Raw genomic sequence first — 18,111 nt, forward strand, 5'->3', positions numbered from 1 at the left:
GGAGGCCGTTCGGGTCATCCGTCCGGAGCGGCGCCGGGACGCGTGGGCCCCCGGGGCTTCACCGGTCTGCACCGGTGACACCCCGGGCGCGCACACTCCACCGGACCCGTGACGAGGTGCGAGGACGGGTTCGGTGGTGTGGCGGCGAACTGACAGCCGCGCGGAATGATTGACGGATCGTCGGCCAATGGGTACGTCTGAGGACTGCTCGCGTCCGTGACCTCACGGCGCACTGTCCGAGGAGGCGGCATTGCCACGATCCTTCCGTGACCCAGACAGCGCACCCGCCGACGGCAGCAGTGCCGGACGCGGCCGCAGCGGCGAGAGACGCACCGGCCGACGCGGCTCCCGCTCCGCGGTCGTCGCCGCGGCGGCCGCCGCGCTGGTCGTCCCGCTGCTGACGGCGGGCAGCCCGGCGACGGCGGACCAGCCCGACGGCGGCACACTCCAGCAGCAGTTCGCCGCTGCCGCGGACCGCTACCACGTGCCCGAGAAGGTCCTGCTCGGCGTCTCCTACCTGCAGTCGCGCTGGAACGCGCACCAGGGGTCGCCCAGTGTCTCCGGCGGGTACGGGCCGATGCACCTCACCGACGCGCGTGCAGCCCTGGCCTCCTCCCGGACGCAGGGCCGCACCACCGCCGAGGACGCCCGCGGCGACAGCGCCCGTCCGCTCCGCACCACCGCGCGGCCCGCTCGTCCGCAGCCGACGGGAGAGCTCCCGGCGCGGCTGCGGACACTGGCGCGTGCCGCCGAGCTGACCGGGCTCGACGCGGCCCGGCTGCGCTCCTCCACGGAAGCCAATCTGCGCGGCGGCGCCGCCCTCCTCGCGGACGCGCAGCGGCGGCTCGGCCACCCGCTGAGCGCCGATCCGGCGGACTGGTACGAGGCCGTGGCCGCCTATCCGGGCGGCGGGCGCGGCGAGCCGAGCGCCACGGCGTTCGCCGACGACGTGTTCGACGTGCTGCGCACGGGTGAGCGCCGGACCACCGACACCGGCGCCGCCGTCACCCTCCGGGCCACCCCCCGGCTGCGCTCCCCGCAGGCGTCCGATCGGGCAGACCGGTCCCGGGGCAGGGTGGAGTGCCCGCGGAGCGTGGACTGCGAGTGGTATCCGGCGGCGTACGAGAAGTGGACGGACGATTCCGGCACCGAGGACTACGGCAACCACGACAAGACGCGGCGCCCCCGGTCGCAGAAGATCGACTACATCGTCGTCCACGACACCGAGGGGACGTACGAGACGACACTGGGCCTGGTGACCAACCCGAAGTACGTGTCCTGGAACTACACACTCAGGTCGTCCGACGGGCACGTGGCGCAGCATGTGCGGGCCAAGGACGCCGCCTGGCACGCGGGCAACTGGTATGTGAACTCCAAGTCCGTCGGCCTGGAGCACGAGGGCTTCCTGACCGACCCGGACGCCTGGTACACCGAGGCGATGTACCGCAGCTCGGCGCGGCTGGTGAAGTACCTCGCCAAGCGGTACGACATCCCGCTGGACCGCCAGCACATCCTCGGCCACGACAACGTGCCCGGTCCGACCGCCTCCAGCGTCCCCGGCATGCACACCGACCCCGGTCCCTACTGGGACTGGCAGCACTACTTCACGCTGCTGGGCAAGCCCTTCACGCCCAAGGCCGGCCCGCGGTCGGGCGTGGTGACGATCCGGCCCGACTATGACGAGCACAAGCCGCTGTACACCGGCTGCGAGGGCGCGGGCAAGCCCTGCCCCGAGCACGGTTCGTCCGCCGTCCGGCTGCACCAGGCGCCGGACGCGTCCTCGCCGCTGGTCGAGGACATCGGGCTGCGGCCCGACGGCTCCCCGTCGACCACCGGAGTCAACGACACCGGTGCCCGGGCCACCACCGGCCAGCAGTACGCGGTCGCCGACCGGAAGGGCGACTGGACGGCCGTCTGGTACCTCGGCCAGAAGGCGTGGTTCCACAACCCCGCCGACCGGCGCACCGCCGTGCCCGGCCGGGGCACGGTGCTCACACCCCGCGAGGGGCGCGCGGAGATCCCCGTGTACGGGCGTGCCTACCCCGAGGCGGACGCCTACCCGCGGGGCGTACCGGTGCAGGCTCTCTCGCCGCTGCCGTACAAGGTCGCCGCGGGTCAGCGCTACGTCGCGGGGCTGAAGACGTCGGGCGAGTATCTGTACGCCGTCACCTACGACCCCGATGCGGAGAACTTCCAGGTGGTCCGGGGCGAGCAGCGGTACTACCAGATCCAGCTCGGCCACCGGGTCGCGTTCGTGAAGGCGGCGGACGTGCGCGTGGTCCGCTGAGCCGGCCGTTCAGGCTGAGCCGGCCGTTCAGGAAGGCGGCACCGTCTCCGGCCCGGAGGCGGTGCCTGCCCGTCGGCCGTCGGGCCGGTGCCCGGGGCTGCTGGGGAGCGTCTTCGCAGGAGCGTCGTCCTCCCGGGGGGCGCCGCCGGGCAGCCGGGGCTTCGAAGACCCGACCTACTGCTGGAACATCTCCGCGGGCAGCGGCTTGAGGAGCGCGTAGAGGTCGTTGGTGATGGGGCGGTCCCAGCTGGCGATGGTGACCAGCACCCCGTCGCTGCGGTCGAACTGGACGCAGGAGATCCGGCCTTCGGAGAGCTTGACCCGGCGGACGATCAGCAGGTTGTCCTCGTGCATGACCGGGTCGTCCTCGGTGCTGACGACCTCGACGTGCTCGTCGTTCTCCAGCGCGGCCAGCAGTTGCACCACCTCGAAGGGCGCCTCGTCGTCGGCGACCTCGCGCGCCGGGGAGCCCTCCGGGAGATTTCCGATGATCATCGCCGGGCCGCGGCCGCCGAACAGGTCGTACCGCAGGAAGACGCCCTGGCAGGTGCCGTCCGGGGCGGGCAGCAGTCCCGCGCCGAGATTCCCCGGCCAGTCGGACGGGTCCATGGCCAGGACATCGAAGTCCGGGCCCGCGGGCACGGCGGCGCTGCGGCGGCGGAGGAACGACATGCCGCAATAGTACGTGCCCCTCGATGGTCGCCCTCGGTCAGTGCCCCGCCACCCGCACGGCGACGGTCTTCCCCTTATCGGGACGTCCGCACCGGGGGCCGCGCGGGGCAGCTGGCCGGACGGCCGCCTCCCGGAGCCGGACGGCACGGGCCCGGGGTGCGGATCGGCGCCGGATGTTCACGCTGCGCACTCGCGCTCCGCGGCGCCCTGCGCCAGCAGCCGCCGGACGTCCGCTCCGGCGCCGTGCCGCGGTCCGGCCGCCGGCGGATGGGCGGGCCCGCGGCCGGGGGCGGGCGCGCGGACCGGCGAGCTGGACGGCGCCGGGGCCCCGCCGCCTCCGGACAGCGTCTGCTCCCGGCCCGTCGGCGCAGGCGGGGCCCGGCGCGACGGCACGCACGGTCCTGTCGGGCCCCGCCGCTCCGCTGCGGGCGCGGTGGCCGGGAACGGGGGCCGCACGGCGCTCGGAGGAGCGGAACGCGGCGGCCCGGACCTCAGGTCAGGTCGAACTCGCCCTCGCGTGCCCCGCGGACGAAGGCGCGCCACTCCCCCGGGTCGAAGATGAGCGCGGGCTTGTCGGGCTGGCGGCCGTGCCGCATCGCCACGAACCCCTCGACGAAGGCGATCTCGACATCGCCGGTGCCCCGGCTGCTCGACTGCCACTGCGCCCGGCTGAGGTCGAGTTCGGGCTGCCCGATGGTGCTGTCGGCCACGCTGGTGCTCCTCCCGGTCGTCGTACCGCCGGCGTCACCCTAACCAGCGGCGCGGTCGCCGGGACAGGGCGCGGCAGCGGGAAATCGAGGGGGCGGGCGGCTCCTCCCGCGCCGGGGCGGCGGCCGCCCGTGCGCCGCCCGGGCACGGCCCGCGCCCGCACCCGGCTCGCGGGCTGCAAGGTGCCCCGCAGTGTGGTGCCCGCCGCGCACCTCCAGCGGTCGCCCAGCGGAAAGGCGGACTACCGCTGGGCCCGTCCACCCGGGTGGGGTGCTCCTGCGCGAACAGGGAGGCGACGACGGAGCCGAAGGAGTGGCCGACGAGGACGGCCCTGTCGATGCCCAGCGCGTCCAGGAACCCGCGCAGGTCGCCGACGAAGTCGTCCAAGGCGTAGCTGCCGGGCCGGGCGCGCTCTCCGTGGCCGCGCAGGTCGAGCGCGTGGACCGGATGCCCGTCGGCCAGCCCCGGGATGAGCGGGCCGCGCCAGTCCTCGCCGTCCTCACCGAGGCAGTGCAGCAGCACGACGGGGACGCCCTTCCCGCCGCCCCGGGAGCGGTAGCCGAGCCGGACTCCCCCGGTGCGCACCGTCCGCGTTCCGTTTTCGCTCATACGGGGGACCGTATTCCGTCACTCGTCCCGATTCCCGAAGGAGCCTGGCCGGGTGTCGCCGGGCCGTACGGCCAGCTCGGACTTCCGGTAGGAGTAGCCGAAGTAGACGATCAGGCCGATGAGGAACCACACCACGAAGCGCACCCACGTCTGCCAGTCGAGGTAGGTGGTCAGCCAGATCGAGAAGATGACGCCGAGCGCCGGTGTGACGGGCATGCCGGGGGCCCGGAAGGTGCGCGGCAGGTCCGGGCGCCGGTAGCGCAGCACGATGACCGCGACGCAGACCACGACGAAGGCCAGCAGGATGCCGATGTTGGTCAGCTCGGCGGCCTCCTGGATCGGCAGCAGGCCCGCGATGACGGCGGAGACGACGCCCACGATCCAGGTGACGCGGACCGGCACGTGGTGGACGGCGTCGGTCTTGGCGAACCACTTGGGCAGCAGGCCGTCCCGGCTCATGGAGAACCACACCCGGGTGACGCCGAGCATGAAGGTGAACATGACGGTCAGGATGCCGATGATGGCGCCGACGGCGATGACGTCGGCGATGCCGCTCAGCCCGACGGACTTGAACGCGGTGGAGAATCCACTGTCGGGGTCGATGTCCCGGTAGTTCTGCATACCGGTCAGCACCAGGCTGACGGCCACGTACAGCACCATCGAAATGGCCAGCGAGTAGATGATCGCCTTGGGCATGTGCTTCTGGGCGTCCACCGACTCCTCGGCGGCCGTGCTCATCGCGTCGTAGCCGAAGACGGCGAAGAAGACCGTCGCCGCACCGGTGAAGGCTCCCGAGACGCCGAAGGGGAAGAACGGGTGCCAGTTGCCGGTCTTGACGTGGAAGACGCCGACGACGATCACCAGCAGGACCACCGCCACCTTGAGGCCCACGACGATCAGCTCGAAGCGGGCCGCGTTCTTGATGCCCCGGGTGAGCAGATAGGCGATCAGCAGGCAGAGCACCGCGGCGAACAGGTCGACGCGGTGCCCGGCGCCGGTTCCGGGCGCCCCCAGCATCCACGCCGGCAGGTCGAGGCCGGTCTCGCCGAGCAGGAACGAGAAGTACCCGGAGATGCCGATCGCCACCACCGCGACGATGGCCGTGTACTCCAGCAGCAGGTCCCAGCCGATGAACCAGCCGCCGAGTTCGCCCAGCACCGCGTAGCCGTAGGTGTAGGCGGAGCCCGCCTTCGGGATGAGCCCGGCGAACTCGGCGTAGGAGAGGGCCGCACACGCACTGGCCAGCCCGGCCACCAGGAACGAGATCAGTACGGCGGGACCCGCCTTGCCGTTGGCGACCGTACCCGCGAGGCTGAAGACACCGGCCCCGATGATGCCGCCGACGCCGATCGCGGTCAGGTGCCGCAGACCCAGGGTGCGGGAGAGCTGCTGTCCGGCTCCGCCCTCGGTCTCCTCGATGTGCTCGATCGGTTTGCGGCGCAGTACGCCTTCGCCGCTCCAGAGCCCGGCCATGGGTCCTCCTGCCATCGGTGCGTGTGACGGCGATGCCGCGGGCGCTGCCCACGACGCCCCGTCAGCATCATGGCCGTGCCGGGAAGAGGGGAAAAGTGGCCACGAGGCCCGCGCAGGCCATCGCCCCCAGACGTACCCGTCTGGCCCTGCGCGGCGGCCGACAGTCCGATCGGATGCGTGAAGGCGACGTCGAGCACGGCACCGAGCACGCCGAAGCCGCCCGTCCCTCGGCCCGTCCGTCCCACGCGACCCCTTCGACACCGTCACCGGTCGGCGTACGGCCGCGCCTGCGGTCAGCGTCCGCGCGCCAGTTCACGGTAGACCTCGTCCGCCTCGGAGCGGCGGCCCAGCCGCTCCAGGCACTGCGCCTCCTCGTTCCGGCTGGCCACCGTCGCCGGGGCGGCGGAGCCGAGCGTCTGTGCGCGCACGGAGGCGAGCCGGCGGTGCACCACCAGCGCCTCCTCCCAGCGACCGAGCCGGCCCAGCGCGCGTCCGAGCTCGTGCCGGGCGGCGAGCGTGTCCGGGTGGTGCGGCCCGAGCAGCAACTCCCGCTCGGCGGCGACCGCGCGGTGCACCTCGTACGCCTCCTCCCAACGGTCGGCCCGGCCCAGCCGCAGCCCCGCGTCGCGCCGGTCCGCCAGGAGGGCGAGCCGTTCCCGCGGCAGGGCGCCCTGCGCGGGGACACGCGCCGGGGCCGCGTGTGCGGCCGCGTGGGTGGTGTCCGCGGCCCCGGACGGGGCGGAGACCTGCGCGGCGCCCCACGACGCCACCGGGCCGCGGCGGACGGACTCTGCATGAACGTGCGGTTGCCCGAGGGACGCCCGGGACCGCCGCCCGGGACTTGCGCTCCACCACGCGGCGAGCCCACCGGCACCGGCCGGCGCCCCGGCCGGCGGCGTGCCCGCCGGACGCCCGCCGCCGGCCGGCAGTCCGGCGTCCATCCCGCGCGTCCACAGCGGCATCCACAGCGGCGCGATCCCGGCGGCCGCGGCCGGTGCGACCGGAGCGCCGGGAGAGGCCGTGGTGCCCCACGCGCCCGGCCCCGCACCGGACAGCTGGGCGCGGGCGGCGGCGAGTTCGCCCGCCAGCCCGGCCGCCGCGCCCGGCCGGTCGTCCGGCGCCTTGGCCAGCAGCCGCAGGATCGCGGCCGCCAGCGGCGGCGGCAGGTCGGGGCGGTGGATGCGCGGCGGTACGGGCGGGGTGTCCCGGTGGCCGACGAGCACCGCCCAGGGGTCGGCGCCCTCGAACGGGGGTGAGCCGGTGGCGATCTCGTAGAGGACGCAGCCGAACGAGTAGAGGTCGCTGCGGTGGTCGACGGCGGAGTCCGCGATCTGCTCGGGTGACATGTAGTGCGGGGTGCCCATGGCCGTACCGCCGCCGGAGATCCGGGCGGTGAAGCCGATGTCGTGTGCCAGCCGGGCGATGCCGAAGTCGCAGATCTTCACGGCCCCGTCCTCGGACCGCATGACGTTGGCCGGTTTCAGGTCCCGGTGCACGACACCCTGGGCGTGGGTGTAGGCGAGGGCCGCCGCGACCTGTTCGGCCACGTCGAGGACCTCTGCCAGGGGGAGCGGCTGTCCTTTGTTGTCGGCCAGCAGCTGGCTGAGGTTGCGGCCCTCCAGCAGCTCCATGACGAGGTAGAGCAGCCCGTCGTCGTCCCCGAAGTCGTGCACGACCGTCACGCCGCGGTGCTGGAGCGAGGCGGCGACCCGCGCCTCCCGCCGGAAGCGTTCCCGCAGGACGCGGAGGAATCCCGCGTCCTCGCGCCGCCCCGGCGGCTTCAGACATTTGACGGCCACGCGTCTGCCCAGCGACTCGTCGCGCGCCCGCCACACTTCGCCCATGCCGCCACGACCCACAAGATCGAGCAGCCGGTACCGGCCATGGATCAGGGTGCTCTGCGCCATCCCCGTCTCTCGCCCCCGTCGTTGCCGCGTTCTTCCCTCCCCTGTCTGCCCAGTATGGCTGCCTCGTTCCTGCGCGTGTATGCCAACCGGTGGCGAGGTGTACGCGTTTGACTGGTTCGATGAGTTACTGACATATACAGACGTTTTCGGTGTCGCGGGTGGGTCGGAAGTTTCCGCCGGAGGCGGACTTCCGACCCGGTCGGACACCGGGGTGCGAGCTCAGCGCCGCACGCGCGGACGAGTCCGTCCGGCCGGTGAAGCACTCCCGCAACCGCGTGCGCATTTCCTGCCGTTCGGAGGCAGTCCCCGGCTGCAGTCGAGATACACGGCCCCTCCGCTCCACGACGGCGTGCCGACGGCGGCGCACAGCATAGAACGTGTTCCATCAGAGGGGAAACGCCCGCCGTCGCCGTGCGGGGCACCGGCTCGGGCGCGCGGTGGTCAGTCGGACTTCGGGCGCGGCGCCAGCCAGGCCAGGGCGGCGGTCACCAGGGCCCGTACGCCGGTGTCGAGGGTGGGCTGGACCACGGGCGCGAAGCGCGGACTGTGGTTGCCGGGGAGGTCCTGGTCGACGGTTCCGGCGCGCTCCGCCTTCCGGTAGGCGGCCGGGTCGGAACCGCCCAGCCCCCAGTAGGTGGCGGGGCAGCCGAGGCCGGCGGGCAGCTCACCGAAGTCCTCGCCGGCCGGCAGCGGGCCGGTGGTCCGTGCACGCTCCCCGAAGTAGGCCCCGAAGGCGTTCGCGACCCGCTCGGTGGCCTCCGCGTCGTTCTCGGTCACGGAGAACGCACCGATCGTCTCGAACTCCGCGGCGTCCGCACCCGAGGCAGCGCACTCGCCCGCGACGATCCGGCGCACCGCGGCCAGCACCCGGGCGCGGGTCTCCTCGCCGAACGTGCGGATGTTGAGCTGGATCTCGGCGCGGTCGGGAATGATGTTCGGACCGCTGCCCGCGTGGATCGCCCCGACGGTCACCACCGCGGGCGTGGTCGCAGCGGTCTCCCGGGCGACGACCGTCTGCAGCCGGACCACCGTCGAGGCGGCCAGCAGCACGGGATCCACAGCCCGTTCGGGCATGGAACCGTGTGCGCCCCGCCCGTGGAAGGTGACCCGCAGGCTGTCGGAGGCCGCCATCATGACGCCGGCCCGGGTCAGCAGCGTCCCCGCCGGCGCGGGAAGCACATGCTGTCCCAGGGCGACGTCCGGACGGGGAATGCGCCGGGCGAGACCGTCGTCGATCATCGCCCGCGCTCCGGAGCCGTTCTCCTCGTTGGGCTGGAAGAGGACGACCAGAGTGCCGCGCCACGCGTCGGTCCCGGCCGCCATCAGACGCGCGGCACCCAGCAGGCAGATGACATGGACGTCGTGGCCGCAGGCGTGCATCACCGGCTGCTCCGCGCCGTCCGGCCCGCGGGCGGTGTCGGTCGAGGCGTAGGGCAGTCCGGTCTGCTCGCGCACGGGCAACGCGTCCATGTCGGCACGGAGCAGGACGGTGGGGCCCGCCCCGTTGTGCAGCACGCCGACGACGCCGGTCCCGCCGACCCCTTCGGTGACCTCGTAGTCGCACTCGTTCAGGGCCTGGGCCACGTGGCCGGCCGTGCGGCGCTCCTGGAATCCGAGTTCGGGGTGCTGATGGAGGTCCTTGTAGCGGAATTCGAGGCTGTCGCGGATGTCGGGCAGCCCGGTGAGCACCGCGTCCGCGGCGACGGTCGTGGGATCCTTCTCGGTCATACGGTCCTGGTCCTCCGGCGGTGCGGGCGGCGGTTCGGGGCGCGGGGCTTCCGCGTCGGGGCACCGGCCCGGGGCGGGCTGCGCGCCGGCCCGCGGGCGGGGAGGCGACGCTCCCGCGCCCGACGAGCCGCGATGTCCGACGAGGCGGCTGTGTCACCAGTGGGCGCTTCCACCGGGAGCAGGCCGGCAACACGACCCGTTCAGGGGCGTTATTACACGAATCACCCACTTGCCAGCTTCATACGATACGTCCTTTCTGTGAAGCTGGTGAGGCTCATGGTGATCGTCCCCTACATCAGGAGTACTGGTGATTCTCTCGATCTCGGGCGTCGTACTGCTTGGCCTGATCGTCTTCCTGTTCTTCCGCAAGGACAATCTCAAGGTCTCCCACGCGCTGGTGTGCGCGCTCTTCGGCTTCTACCTGGCGGGCACCGCCATGGCACCCAGCATCAAGGCGGGAGGCGAGAGCCTGGCCGGCCTGCTGGGCGGCCTCAAGTTCTAGCCGCCCCGCCGTCAGCCGTCCCGCCATCAGCCGCACGGCGGCCGGCCGGACGACGGCCGACCGGGCGGCGGAAAACCGGGCGCAGGGCCGACGGGCCGCGAGGCCGACCGGCCTGAGCATCAGTCAGCAGGCCGGGAGGAGCCGGGTGTGGGGCGGTGGGCGGTACCGTCAAGGCGGCACGCACGCGAGGCCGTGCGTGCCGGTGCCGACGGGGCGCTCGACGTGCTGCATCCGCTGCTCGTGCTCGGCAGGGGGGCCTGCCGGCTGGCCGCGAAGGGCCGGAACTGGTGGCTGGGCGCCCCCCGGGAACGGCGGGGTCCCACGCTGTTCGCCCTCGCCGCGTGCGGGGTGCTCCTCTGGCTGCTGCCCTACGGGCCGGTACTGGCCGGGTTCGCGCTGCTGGGCTCGACCGCCTGGTACGGGAGGCGGCAGGCCGGACCCGCCCCGCGGGGTACGGCTCCCACGGACACGCAGCGGGCACGACTGCAGGCGCTGTACGAGGCGCTGGTGCCGTACTTCGCGCCGCCGGGCGGCGCGCCCGGGGAACCGCTGTACGCATCGGACGGCGGCTGGGAGCGCGCGTTCGAGGAGTTCGCCTTCCGGGACGGGCGGATCAGCGGCCTGCTGCTGCGCTATCCGACCTCGTTCCGCGACAGCGAACCCGCCGAGCGGCTGCGGCTCGAACACCTGCTGGCGGCCAAGACGGGCCGCGGTCGCGAGTACCGCTTCTGCTGGGACGAGGAGTGCAACCTGCTGGAGATGACGGCGCTGGAACCGCTGCCCCGCGGAATCCGTGCCCAGCCGTTCGACACGGCACCCGACGAGGTGGTCCTCGGCTTCACGGACGGCGACGGGACCGGCAGGACGGTGCCCGTGCGCTTCCCGGGGGAGAAGCGGGACGACGACGTACCGGCGGTGGTCTGGAACACCGGCCCGCGCTCGACCGAGCCGCACCTGCTGGCCGTCGGCACACCCGGGGCAGGCACCAGCACCCTGCTGCGCTCACTCGCCCTCCAGGCCCTCGGCCGCGGCGAGGTGCTGCTGGTGGACGGCGACGGGGGCGGCGAGTTCGCCGCCTTCGCGGCGCGACGCGGGGTGCTGGGAGTGGAGTCCGCCCTGCCGGGGGCACTCGCCGCGCTGGAGTGGGCGGCGCGCGAGACGGAACGGCGGCTGCTGGCCGCGAGCCGCTCGCGGCAGCGCGGTGCGCGCTCCGCGGGGGAGGCACCCCGGCCGCTGTGCGTGCTGGTGGACCGGCCCGCCGTCCTGAGTCATCTCGCCCGCTCCCGGGGCCTGGCCGACCCGCAGGAGCTGCTGCGGACCCCGCTGCGCCACGGCCGCGCCGCGGGGGTGGCGGTGGCGATCGCCGAGCAGTTCGACGGCCTGGACGAGCTGGCCGGAACAGTCCTCGCCCGCACCCGCGCCCGGGTGGTGCTCGGTGCCGTCACCCGCGGGCAGGCGGGCGGCGTGCTGGGCCGGGCGCCGCAGACGGGACCGGCCGACGAGGTGCCGCGGGGCAGGGGCTTCGCCCGGCTCGGCGACGGCCCGGTGCTGCGGCTCCAGGTGCCCGCGACCCCCGACCCGCGGGACGAGACCGCGGACGAGGCCGAACGGACCGCCGTCCAGTACCTGCTCCCGGCGTCGGTGCGTACCCCCGTGCGGGAACCGGCGGCCGGGCCCGCGGCGGCCGAGGCGGCGGCCGCCGCGTACGACGAGCCGCGGGCGCCCGGCGGCGCGGTGCCGCTCCCGCCCGCCGGCCCCCTCCCGCAGGACGGGAGGGCCGGTCCGCCGAGAGGCCGTCAGGCCACGTAGGAGCGCGGTACGTCGGAGGGGGTGGGCGCCCCGGAGCGGACCAGTTCGGCGGCGGCGGCCAGCCGCGAGGCCGCCTCCCGGGCCAGCGGTTCGGCGATGGTGAAGGGCAGCCGCACGAACCCCTCGAAGGCGCCGTCCACCCCGAACCGCGGCCCGGAGGGCACCCGCACTCCGAGGCGTTCACCGGCCTCGGCGATCCGGGACCCGGAGAGGCCGCCGGTACGCACCCACAGGGTGAGGCCGCCGTGCGGGACGGCGAACTCCCAGTCGGGCAGGTGGTCGCGCAGCGCGGCCGTCAGCGACTCGCGGTTCTCCCGGGCCCGGGCCCGGCGCTCGGTGACGGCCTGCTCCCAGCCCGTTCCGTTCAGCAGTTCGGCCACGGCGAGCTGTTCGAGCACGGGGCTGCCCAGATCGACGTAGGCGCGCGCGGCGGTGAGGCTGCGGATCACCTCGGGTGCGGCCCGGATCCAGCCGATCCGCATCCCGGCCCAGATGGACTTGCTCACGGAGCCGACCGTGATGACGGCCGAACCGCCCGGGTCGAAGGCGGCCATCGGCCGCGGCATCTCCAGCCCCGGGGAGCCGGTGCTCGGCGTCCCGGTGGCGCCGGGCGGACCCAGCGGCAGGTCGGCCATGGTCTCGTCGGCGATCAGCACCGTCCCCGAGGCGCGGGCCGCCGCGACCAGTTCGCGGCGCTGCTCGGTGCCGGCCAGCGCTCCGGTGGGGTTGTGGAAGTCGGCGACGACGTACGCGAGCCGGGGTGCGGACTCCCGCAGTGTGCGGTGCCAGGAGGGCAGGTCCCAGCCCGCCAGGTCGTCGGCCATGGGGACCGGGACGAGGCGGCCGCCGGTCTCGCGCAGGAGCTGCAGGACGTTGGCGTACGAGGGGTGTTCGACGGCGATGCGCTCGCCGCGCGGCACCAGCATCCGGGTGAGGGCGCCGACACCGCCCAGCGCGCCGGTGGTGACCATGATCTGCTGCGGCATCGTGGGCACGCCGAGTGCGGTGTACCGCTCGGCGAGGGCCTCGCGGAGCACGGGCAGCCCGGCCGGGTAGTCGCCGTGGGTGTGCGCGTACGGCGGGAGTGCCTCCAGGGCGCTGCCGAACGCCTCGTTCATCACCGGCTGGGCGGGCAGCGCGGCACAGCCCAGGTCGATGACGGTGCCCTCGTTCTCCGGCGGCAGCGGGTGGAGGCCACGGGTGGGCAGCGGGTTGCCCGCGGGTACGGTCGTCCAGCTCCCCGAGCCGCGGCGGGACTCCAGGAACCCGTCCGAGCGCAGTGCCTCGAAGGCGGCGGCCACGGTGGTGCGGCTGACCGAGAGGGCCGCGGCCAGTTCCCGCTCGGCGGGCAGCCGGGTGGCGACGGGGATGCGCCCCTCCAGGACGAGCATCCGCAGCCCCTCGGCCAGGGAACGGTAGGCGGGCAGCTTCCTGACTGCAGGTGCCGGATGCCCATTGCCTCCCCCGGCGGCTCCGACGGTGGCTGCCGGGTCCGCCGCGGCCGGGTGCGGCCGGGCCGCTCCGGGGCTCTCCTCCCGCACGCTGTGCTGCGAACCGAGGAGCCGCGCGAGCTGAGCGGCCCCCACGGCGGAGTTCCAGTGCGCCATATTGCAGTCCACCTTTCCTGGATTGGCCGTTCAAATGGCCTACTTCCATGCCACAGAGTGCCACGAGACAGTCCAATAACACGAGAAGGGGTAGATCTTTGTCCCATTCGAGGGGTTCTGACAGGCATCTGGTCCGCCGGCTCACCCAGCTGTACGTGGGCCTGGTGCTGTACGGGGCGAGTGCGGCGCTGATGGTGCGCGCTGGGCTGGGGCTGGACCCCTGGGACGTCCTCCACCAGGGCGTCGCCGAGCACACCGGACTGTCCATCGGCACCGTGGCGATCATCGCCGGGGCCGCGGTGCTGCTGCTGTGGTGGCCGCTGCGCGAGCGCCCTGGCCTGGGCACCGTCTCCAACGTCTTCCTGGTGGGCCTGTCCATGGACGCCACCCTGTGGCTGCTCCCGCACCCGGAGGCGCTGGCCTACCGGATCCCGCTCCTGGTGGGCGGCGTGGTGCTGAACGGCGCCGCGACCGGGCTCTACATCTCGGCCCGGTTCGGGCCGGGACCGCGCGACGGCCTGATGACCGGGCTGCACAAGGTGACCGGCCGCTCGATCCGGCTGGCGCGGACGGCGATCGAGATCGTGGTCCTGGTCGTCGGCATCCTGCTGGGCGGCTCGGCGGGGGCGGGCACCGTGCTGTACGCGCTGGCGATCGGCCCCCTCGCGCAGTTCTTCCTGCGCCTCTTCGCCGTGCCGGGCGGCGCCGGGGACTCGCACGTGGTGGCCGGGGGCGGCCGGAAGGAAGCACGCGGCGGCGCGCCGGCGAACCGGAGGCGGTGAGCGGGCGGCGGACCGGCGTCGACTGCGGCGATACTGCCGCGGTGACGAGAGCGAGAGATCCCCGCGGCCGGCCCGGCCACCCCTTCCTTGACTCAGCCGTACCGCTGGCCTTCGCACACCGCGGCGGCGCGGCGGCCGGTCTGGAGAACACCCACGCAGCCTTCGCCCGCGCGGCGGAGCTGGGCTACCGCTACCTGGAGACGGATGTGCACAGCACGGCGGACGGCGCCCTGGTGGCCTTCCACGACACCACCCTGGACCGCACCACCGGCAGCGGCGGCCACCTCGCCGAGCTCAGCTGGGCCGAGGTGAGCCGGGCGCGCGTGGCCGGGCGCGAGCCGGTCCCGCTCTTCGCCGACCTGCTGCGCTCGTTCCCCGGCGCGCGCTGGAACATCGACGTGAAGTCCGAGGGCGCGCTGGTCCCGCTGCTGGAGCTGCTGGCGGCCGAGAACGCCTGGGACCGGGTGTGCGTGGGCGCATTCGCCGAGGCGCGGGTCGCCCGGGCGCGGGCGCTGGCGGGGCCGCGGCTGCTGACCTCGCTGGGCACCCGCGGAGTGCTGGCGCTGCGGCTGCGCTCCCGCCGGCTGCCCTGGCGGCTGCCGTCCGGCGCCGGATGCGCACAGGTACCCGAACGGCACGGACCGGTCCGCGTGGTGGACCGCGCCTTCGTACGGGCGGCGCACGCGCGGGGGCTGCGGGTGCACGTCTGGACGGTGAACGATCCCGTCCGCGCCGCGGCGCTGCTGGACCTGGGCGTGGACGGGATCATGACCGACGAACTGGAGATGCTGCGCGAGGTGCTGGACGCACGGGGCGCCTGGCCTCCGGACTGAACCGCCGCCCCGGACGGCACCGATCCGCACTCCGCCCCCGGCCCGCACCCCGTCCCCCCGGCGGCACACACCGGGCCACCGACTGCGGACTGTAGTCTCCCGGCACCGGCCGTGCGGGCGTTCGACTCGCGCGCGGCCGGTCAGGAACCGCACAGCGGGCCGACGGGGAGGAACGGGGATGGGAACGGTCGCACCGGACGCGCCGCAGGCGCCGCAGGAGGGCACGGGATCCGGGGACCGGACCCCGCTTCGGGAGCGCCGCCGCGAACAGCGCGGCTGGTACTTCTACGACTGGGCGAACTCCGTCTTCTCCACGAGTGTGCTGACCGTCTTCCTCGGCCCGTATCTGACCTCGGTCACCGAGGCCGCCGCGGACGCGGACGGCTATGTGCATCCACTGGGCATCCCGGTGCGGGCGGGCGCCTTCTTCCCCTATGCGGTCTCGGCCTCCGTACTGCTTTCGGTGCTGGTGATGCCGCTGGCGGCGGCCTTCGCCGACCGCACGGGGCGCAAGAAGCCGCTGCTGGGCGCCGCGGCCTATCTGGGGGCCGGTGCGACCACCGGGATGTACTTCCTGGACGGCGACCGGTATCTGCTGGGCGGCGTGCTGCTGGTGGTGGCGAACGTCGGCTACGCGGTCTCCATCGTGCTCTACCACGCCTTCTTGCCGCAGATAGCCCCACCCGAGGAGCGCGACGCGGTCTCCTCCCGCGGCTGGGCCTTCGGCTACGGGTCGGGTGCGCTGGTCCTGGTCGCGAACCTCGGGCTGTTCCTGGGGCACGAGTCGCTGGGCGTCGCGGAGTCGACGGCAGTGCGGATCTGCCTGTCCTCGGCCGGGGTGTGGTGGGCCGTCTTCACGGTCGTACCGCTGTTGCGGCTGCGGGAGCGCCCGGCGGCGCAGCCGGCGGCGGGATCCGCGCGCACCGGTCCCGGGCAGGGGTTCCGCCAGTTGGCCGGAACGTTCCGCCAGTTGCGCCGCTATCCGCTCACGCTGCTGTTCCTGCTGGCCTACCTGCTCTACAACGACGGCATCCAGACCGTGATCACCCAGGCGTCGGTCTACGGCTCGGAGGCGCTGGGCCTGGACCAGACGACGCTGATCGGCGCCATCCTGCTGGTGCAGGTCCTGGCGGTGGCGGGCGCGCTGCTGCTGGGCCGGCTCGCCGCCCGCTACGGAGCCAAGCGCACGATCCTGGGGTCACTGGTGGCGTGGACCGCGACCGTGGGCGGGGGGTACTTCCTGCCGCGGGAGGATCCGCTGTGGTTCTACGCGCTGGCGGTGGGCATCGGCCTGGTGCTGGGCGGCAGCCAGGCGCTGTCCCGCTCGCTCTTCTCGCATCTCGTGCCGGCCGGCAAGGAGGCGGAGTACTTCGCGCTGTACGAGATCAGCGACCGCGGCACCAGTTGGCTGGGGCCGCTGGTGTTCGGGCTGGCCTACCAGCTCTCGGGGGACTATCGGAACGCGATCCTGTCGCTGGTGGTCTTCTTCGCGCTCGGTTTCGTGCTGCTGCTGCGGGTACCCGTACAGCGAGCGGCGGCGGCAGTGGGCAACGTCGCTCCGGACCGGATTTAGACGTGCGGGTGCCGGACCGGTAGTGTACGCCTTTGGCCCACCGGGATGGACCGTTACTGCGCGCCGAAGAGATGCGAACAGTGGGTGACATCTTCTGCCAATTGTGACAAACCGGTCACCGGCGGGTACCGCAGATCAACGAAGCGGCGGCACGAAGCAGCAGCTGCGCGCAGCCTTCCGTCAGGTTGGAGGTGCGTGAAGGGTGGGTGATCTCCCGATTGCGGGAATCTTCACCGGCAGCCGGACGTTGACCGGATGACGACGACAGCGACACCTGTCCTGTGGGCGACCAGCCCGGGAGGCACGAATTCATGAGTGAGCGAGCTCTCCGCGGCACGCGACTCGTGGTGACCAGCTACGAGACCGACCGCGGCATCGACCTGGCCCCGCGCCAGGCCGTGGAGTACGCATGCCAGAACGGACATCGTTTCGAGATGCCGTTCTCGGTAGAGGCCGAGATTCCGTCCGAGTGGGAGTGCAAGGTGTGCGGCGCACAGGCGCTCCTGGTGGACGGCGAGGGGCCGGAGGAGAAGAAGGGCAAGCCCGCGCGCACGCACTGGGACATGCTCATGGAGCGGCGTACCCGTGAGGAGCTCGAGGAAGTCCTCGCCGAGCGGCTCGCCGTACTGCGCTCCGGCACCATGAACCTCGCGGTGCACCCCCGCGACGACGGCGGGAACAAGCGCAAGTCCGCCTGACGATCCTGCGCTCCCGATAGTTCCGGAGCGCAGCAGGAGGGCCCCGGTCACGCACTTCACAGCGTGACCGGGGCCCTCTTGCGCGTTCACCACGGAGCCCTCTTGCCCCTTCACCGGGAGCCTCCGGGACGGCCGGGGGCCTTCTCGGGCGCCCGAACCTCTTCCTGCACTCCCCGCGGCTCCTGCGCGCTCTCGCGGGCCGCGCAAGCACCGGCACGTGTCTCGCGGAAGGGGCGCGCGAGCGGCGCTCAGCTTCCGCTCTGCCCGCTTTCGCGCTCCTGTGGCTCGTCGTCGCGGACGACCTCGCCCTGGACGACCTTCCCGTCCGGGCGGCGCATCCGCACCTGCTGCTCGGCCGTGCGCGCCTGCTGGTAGGCGTCGCCGAGGGTGCCCGGCGCAAAGCCGCTGCGGCGGTCCAGGGAGCGCTGCACCGCGCCGCGCAGCAGCTTCCCCGTCGGCGGGAGAACCAGCAGCAGTCCGACCGCGTCCGAGAGCAGCCCGGGGATCATCAGCAGCAGCCCGCCCAGCATGGCCGTCCCGTTGCCGCCGCGGCTCTCCGCGGCGTCCTCGCCGGAGGGCCCGGCTCCGGTGCGGGCCTGCTCCTGGGCGCGCTGGACCGTCTGGGCGAGGTTGCGCCAGGCACGGCGCCCGGCTCGCTTGATCACCGCGGCGCCGAGCACGAAGCCGCCGGCCAGCACCAGGAAGACCGTGAACCCGCCGGCGGCCTGGCCGAGCAGGGTCAGCAGCCAGATCTCCAGAACCGCCCACAGCGCGACCGCCAACGGCAGCAGCGTGCGGCTCCTCGGCCGGTTCCGCCGGGGCTGGGAGCCTTCCTCGGAGCGCGTCCCGGCACCCGGGCCGCCCGGTTCCTGCGGAAGTCCGTGGGGGAAGGGTGCACGCGTCGTCATGCCTCCAGTGTGCCT

The 18,111-nt window shown here is 73.7% G+C and carries 15 protein-coding genes; 7 read left to right on the plus strand and 8 right to left on the minus strand.

From position 1 onward, the window contains the following. Positions 1-250: 250 nt before the first annotated feature. Entirely contained in the window at positions 251-2,287 is a 2,037-nt protein-coding gene (locus ACFYMO_RS18525) for an N-acetylmuramoyl-L-alanine amidase (protein WP_388547463.1), read from the plus strand. Between the two features lie 174 nt (positions 2,288-2,461). On the opposite strand, the gene ACFYMO_RS18530 is transcribed toward ACFYMO_RS18525, so the two are convergent. From ACFYMO_RS18530 to ACFYMO_RS18555, 6 genes are all read right to left on the minus strand, one after another. Beyond that, entirely contained in the window at positions 2,462-2,959 is a 498-nt protein-coding gene (locus ACFYMO_RS18530) for a hypothetical protein (RefSeq protein ID WP_366774164.1), read from the minus strand. Between the two features lie 491 nt (positions 2,960-3,450). Further along, on the minus strand, positions 3,451-3,669 hold the full coding sequence (locus tag ACFYMO_RS18535) for a DUF397 domain-containing protein (RefSeq protein WP_019356239.1): 219 nt from the start codon (positions 3,667-3,669) through the stop codon (positions 3,451-3,453). Positions 3,670-3,703: 34 nt separating this feature from the next. Continuing rightward, entirely contained in the window at positions 3,704-4,276 is a 573-nt protein-coding gene (locus ACFYMO_RS18540) for an alpha/beta fold hydrolase (protein WP_388547468.1), read from the minus strand. Positions 4,277-4,294: 18 nt separating this feature from the next. Continuing rightward, on the minus strand, positions 4,295-5,749 hold the full coding sequence (locus ACFYMO_RS18545) for an amino acid permease (RefSeq protein ID WP_366774166.1): 1,455 nt from the start codon (positions 5,747-5,749) through the stop codon (positions 4,295-4,297). 293 nt (positions 5,750-6,042) lie between these two features. Further along, positions 6,043-7,656 carry a protein kinase gene (locus ACFYMO_RS18550; RefSeq protein ID WP_388547472.1) on the minus strand — a complete coding sequence of 538 codons (1,614 nt, stop codon included), beginning with the start codon at positions 7,654-7,656 and terminating at the stop codon, positions 6,043-6,045. A 441-nt stretch (positions 7,657-8,097) separates the two neighbouring features. Continuing rightward, positions 8,098-9,384 (minus strand): amidohydrolase, encoded by a 1,287-nt coding sequence (locus tag ACFYMO_RS18555; protein ID WP_388547475.1) that lies wholly within the window; start codon positions 9,382-9,384, stop codon positions 8,098-8,100. A 307-nt stretch (positions 9,385-9,691) separates the two neighbouring features. On the opposite strand from ACFYMO_RS18555, the gene ACFYMO_RS18560 reads away from it, so the two are divergent. Together ACFYMO_RS18560 and ACFYMO_RS18565 are read left to right on the plus strand one after the other, a co-directional pair. Further along, the gene (locus tag ACFYMO_RS18560) at positions 9,692-9,886 is read left to right on the plus strand and encodes a hypothetical protein (RefSeq protein WP_019356234.1); all 195 of its coding nucleotides are present in this window, start codon (positions 9,692-9,694) and stop codon (positions 9,884-9,886) included. 147 nt (positions 9,887-10,033) lie between these two features. Continuing rightward, positions 10,034-11,695: a hypothetical protein gene (locus ACFYMO_RS18565; RefSeq protein ID WP_366774168.1), complete on the plus strand. Its 1,662-nt coding sequence runs from the start codon at positions 10,034-10,036 to the stop codon at positions 11,693-11,695. Here the strand turns inward: ACFYMO_RS18565 and ACFYMO_RS18570 are convergent. After that, a complete protein-coding gene (locus ACFYMO_RS18570) occupies positions 11,683-13,302 on the minus strand; it encodes a PLP-dependent aminotransferase family protein (protein ID WP_366774169.1) in 1,620 nt (539 codons plus the stop codon). The two genes, ACFYMO_RS18565 and ACFYMO_RS18570, sit on opposite strands and share 13 nt — an antisense overlap. 47 nt (positions 13,303-13,349) lie before the next feature. On the opposite strand from ACFYMO_RS18570, the gene ACFYMO_RS18575 reads away from it, so the two are divergent. The 4 genes from ACFYMO_RS18575 to ACFYMO_RS18590 all read left to right on the plus strand — a co-directional run bounded on the left by ACFYMO_RS18575 (position 13,350) and on the right by ACFYMO_RS18590 (position 17,188). Next, a complete protein-coding gene (locus tag ACFYMO_RS18575) occupies positions 13,350-14,084 on the plus strand; it encodes a hypothetical protein (protein ID WP_366774170.1) in 735 nt (244 codons plus the stop codon). Positions 14,085-14,125: 41 nt separating this feature from the next. After that, positions 14,126-14,917, plus strand: a complete 792-nt coding sequence (locus ACFYMO_RS18580) for a glycerophosphodiester phosphodiesterase family protein (RefSeq protein ID WP_366774171.1) — start codon at positions 14,126-14,128, stop codon at positions 14,915-14,917. Between the two features lie 178 nt (positions 14,918-15,095). Next, a complete protein-coding gene (locus ACFYMO_RS18585; protein ID WP_388547479.1) occupies positions 15,096-16,490 on the plus strand; it encodes an MFS transporter in 1,395 nt (464 codons plus the stop codon). Between the two features lie 311 nt (positions 16,491-16,801). Then, the gene (locus ACFYMO_RS18590; protein WP_075002979.1) at positions 16,802-17,188 is read left to right on the plus strand and encodes an RNA polymerase-binding protein RbpA; all 387 of its coding nucleotides are present in this window, start codon (positions 16,802-16,804) and stop codon (positions 17,186-17,188) included. A gap of 248 nt (positions 17,189-17,436) precedes the next feature. Here the strand turns inward: ACFYMO_RS18590 and fxsA are convergent, their stop codons facing one another. Beyond that, positions 17,437-18,096: an FxsA family membrane protein gene (fxsA, locus tag ACFYMO_RS18595; RefSeq protein ID WP_366774173.1), complete on the minus strand. Its 660-nt coding sequence runs from the start codon at positions 18,094-18,096 to the stop codon at positions 17,437-17,439. Between the last annotated feature and the right edge of the window lie 15 nt (positions 18,097-18,111).

This window comes from Streptomyces sp. NPDC007025, assembly GCF_042869455.1.
GTDB lineage: Bacteria > Actinomycetota > Actinomycetes > Streptomycetales > Streptomycetaceae > Streptomyces.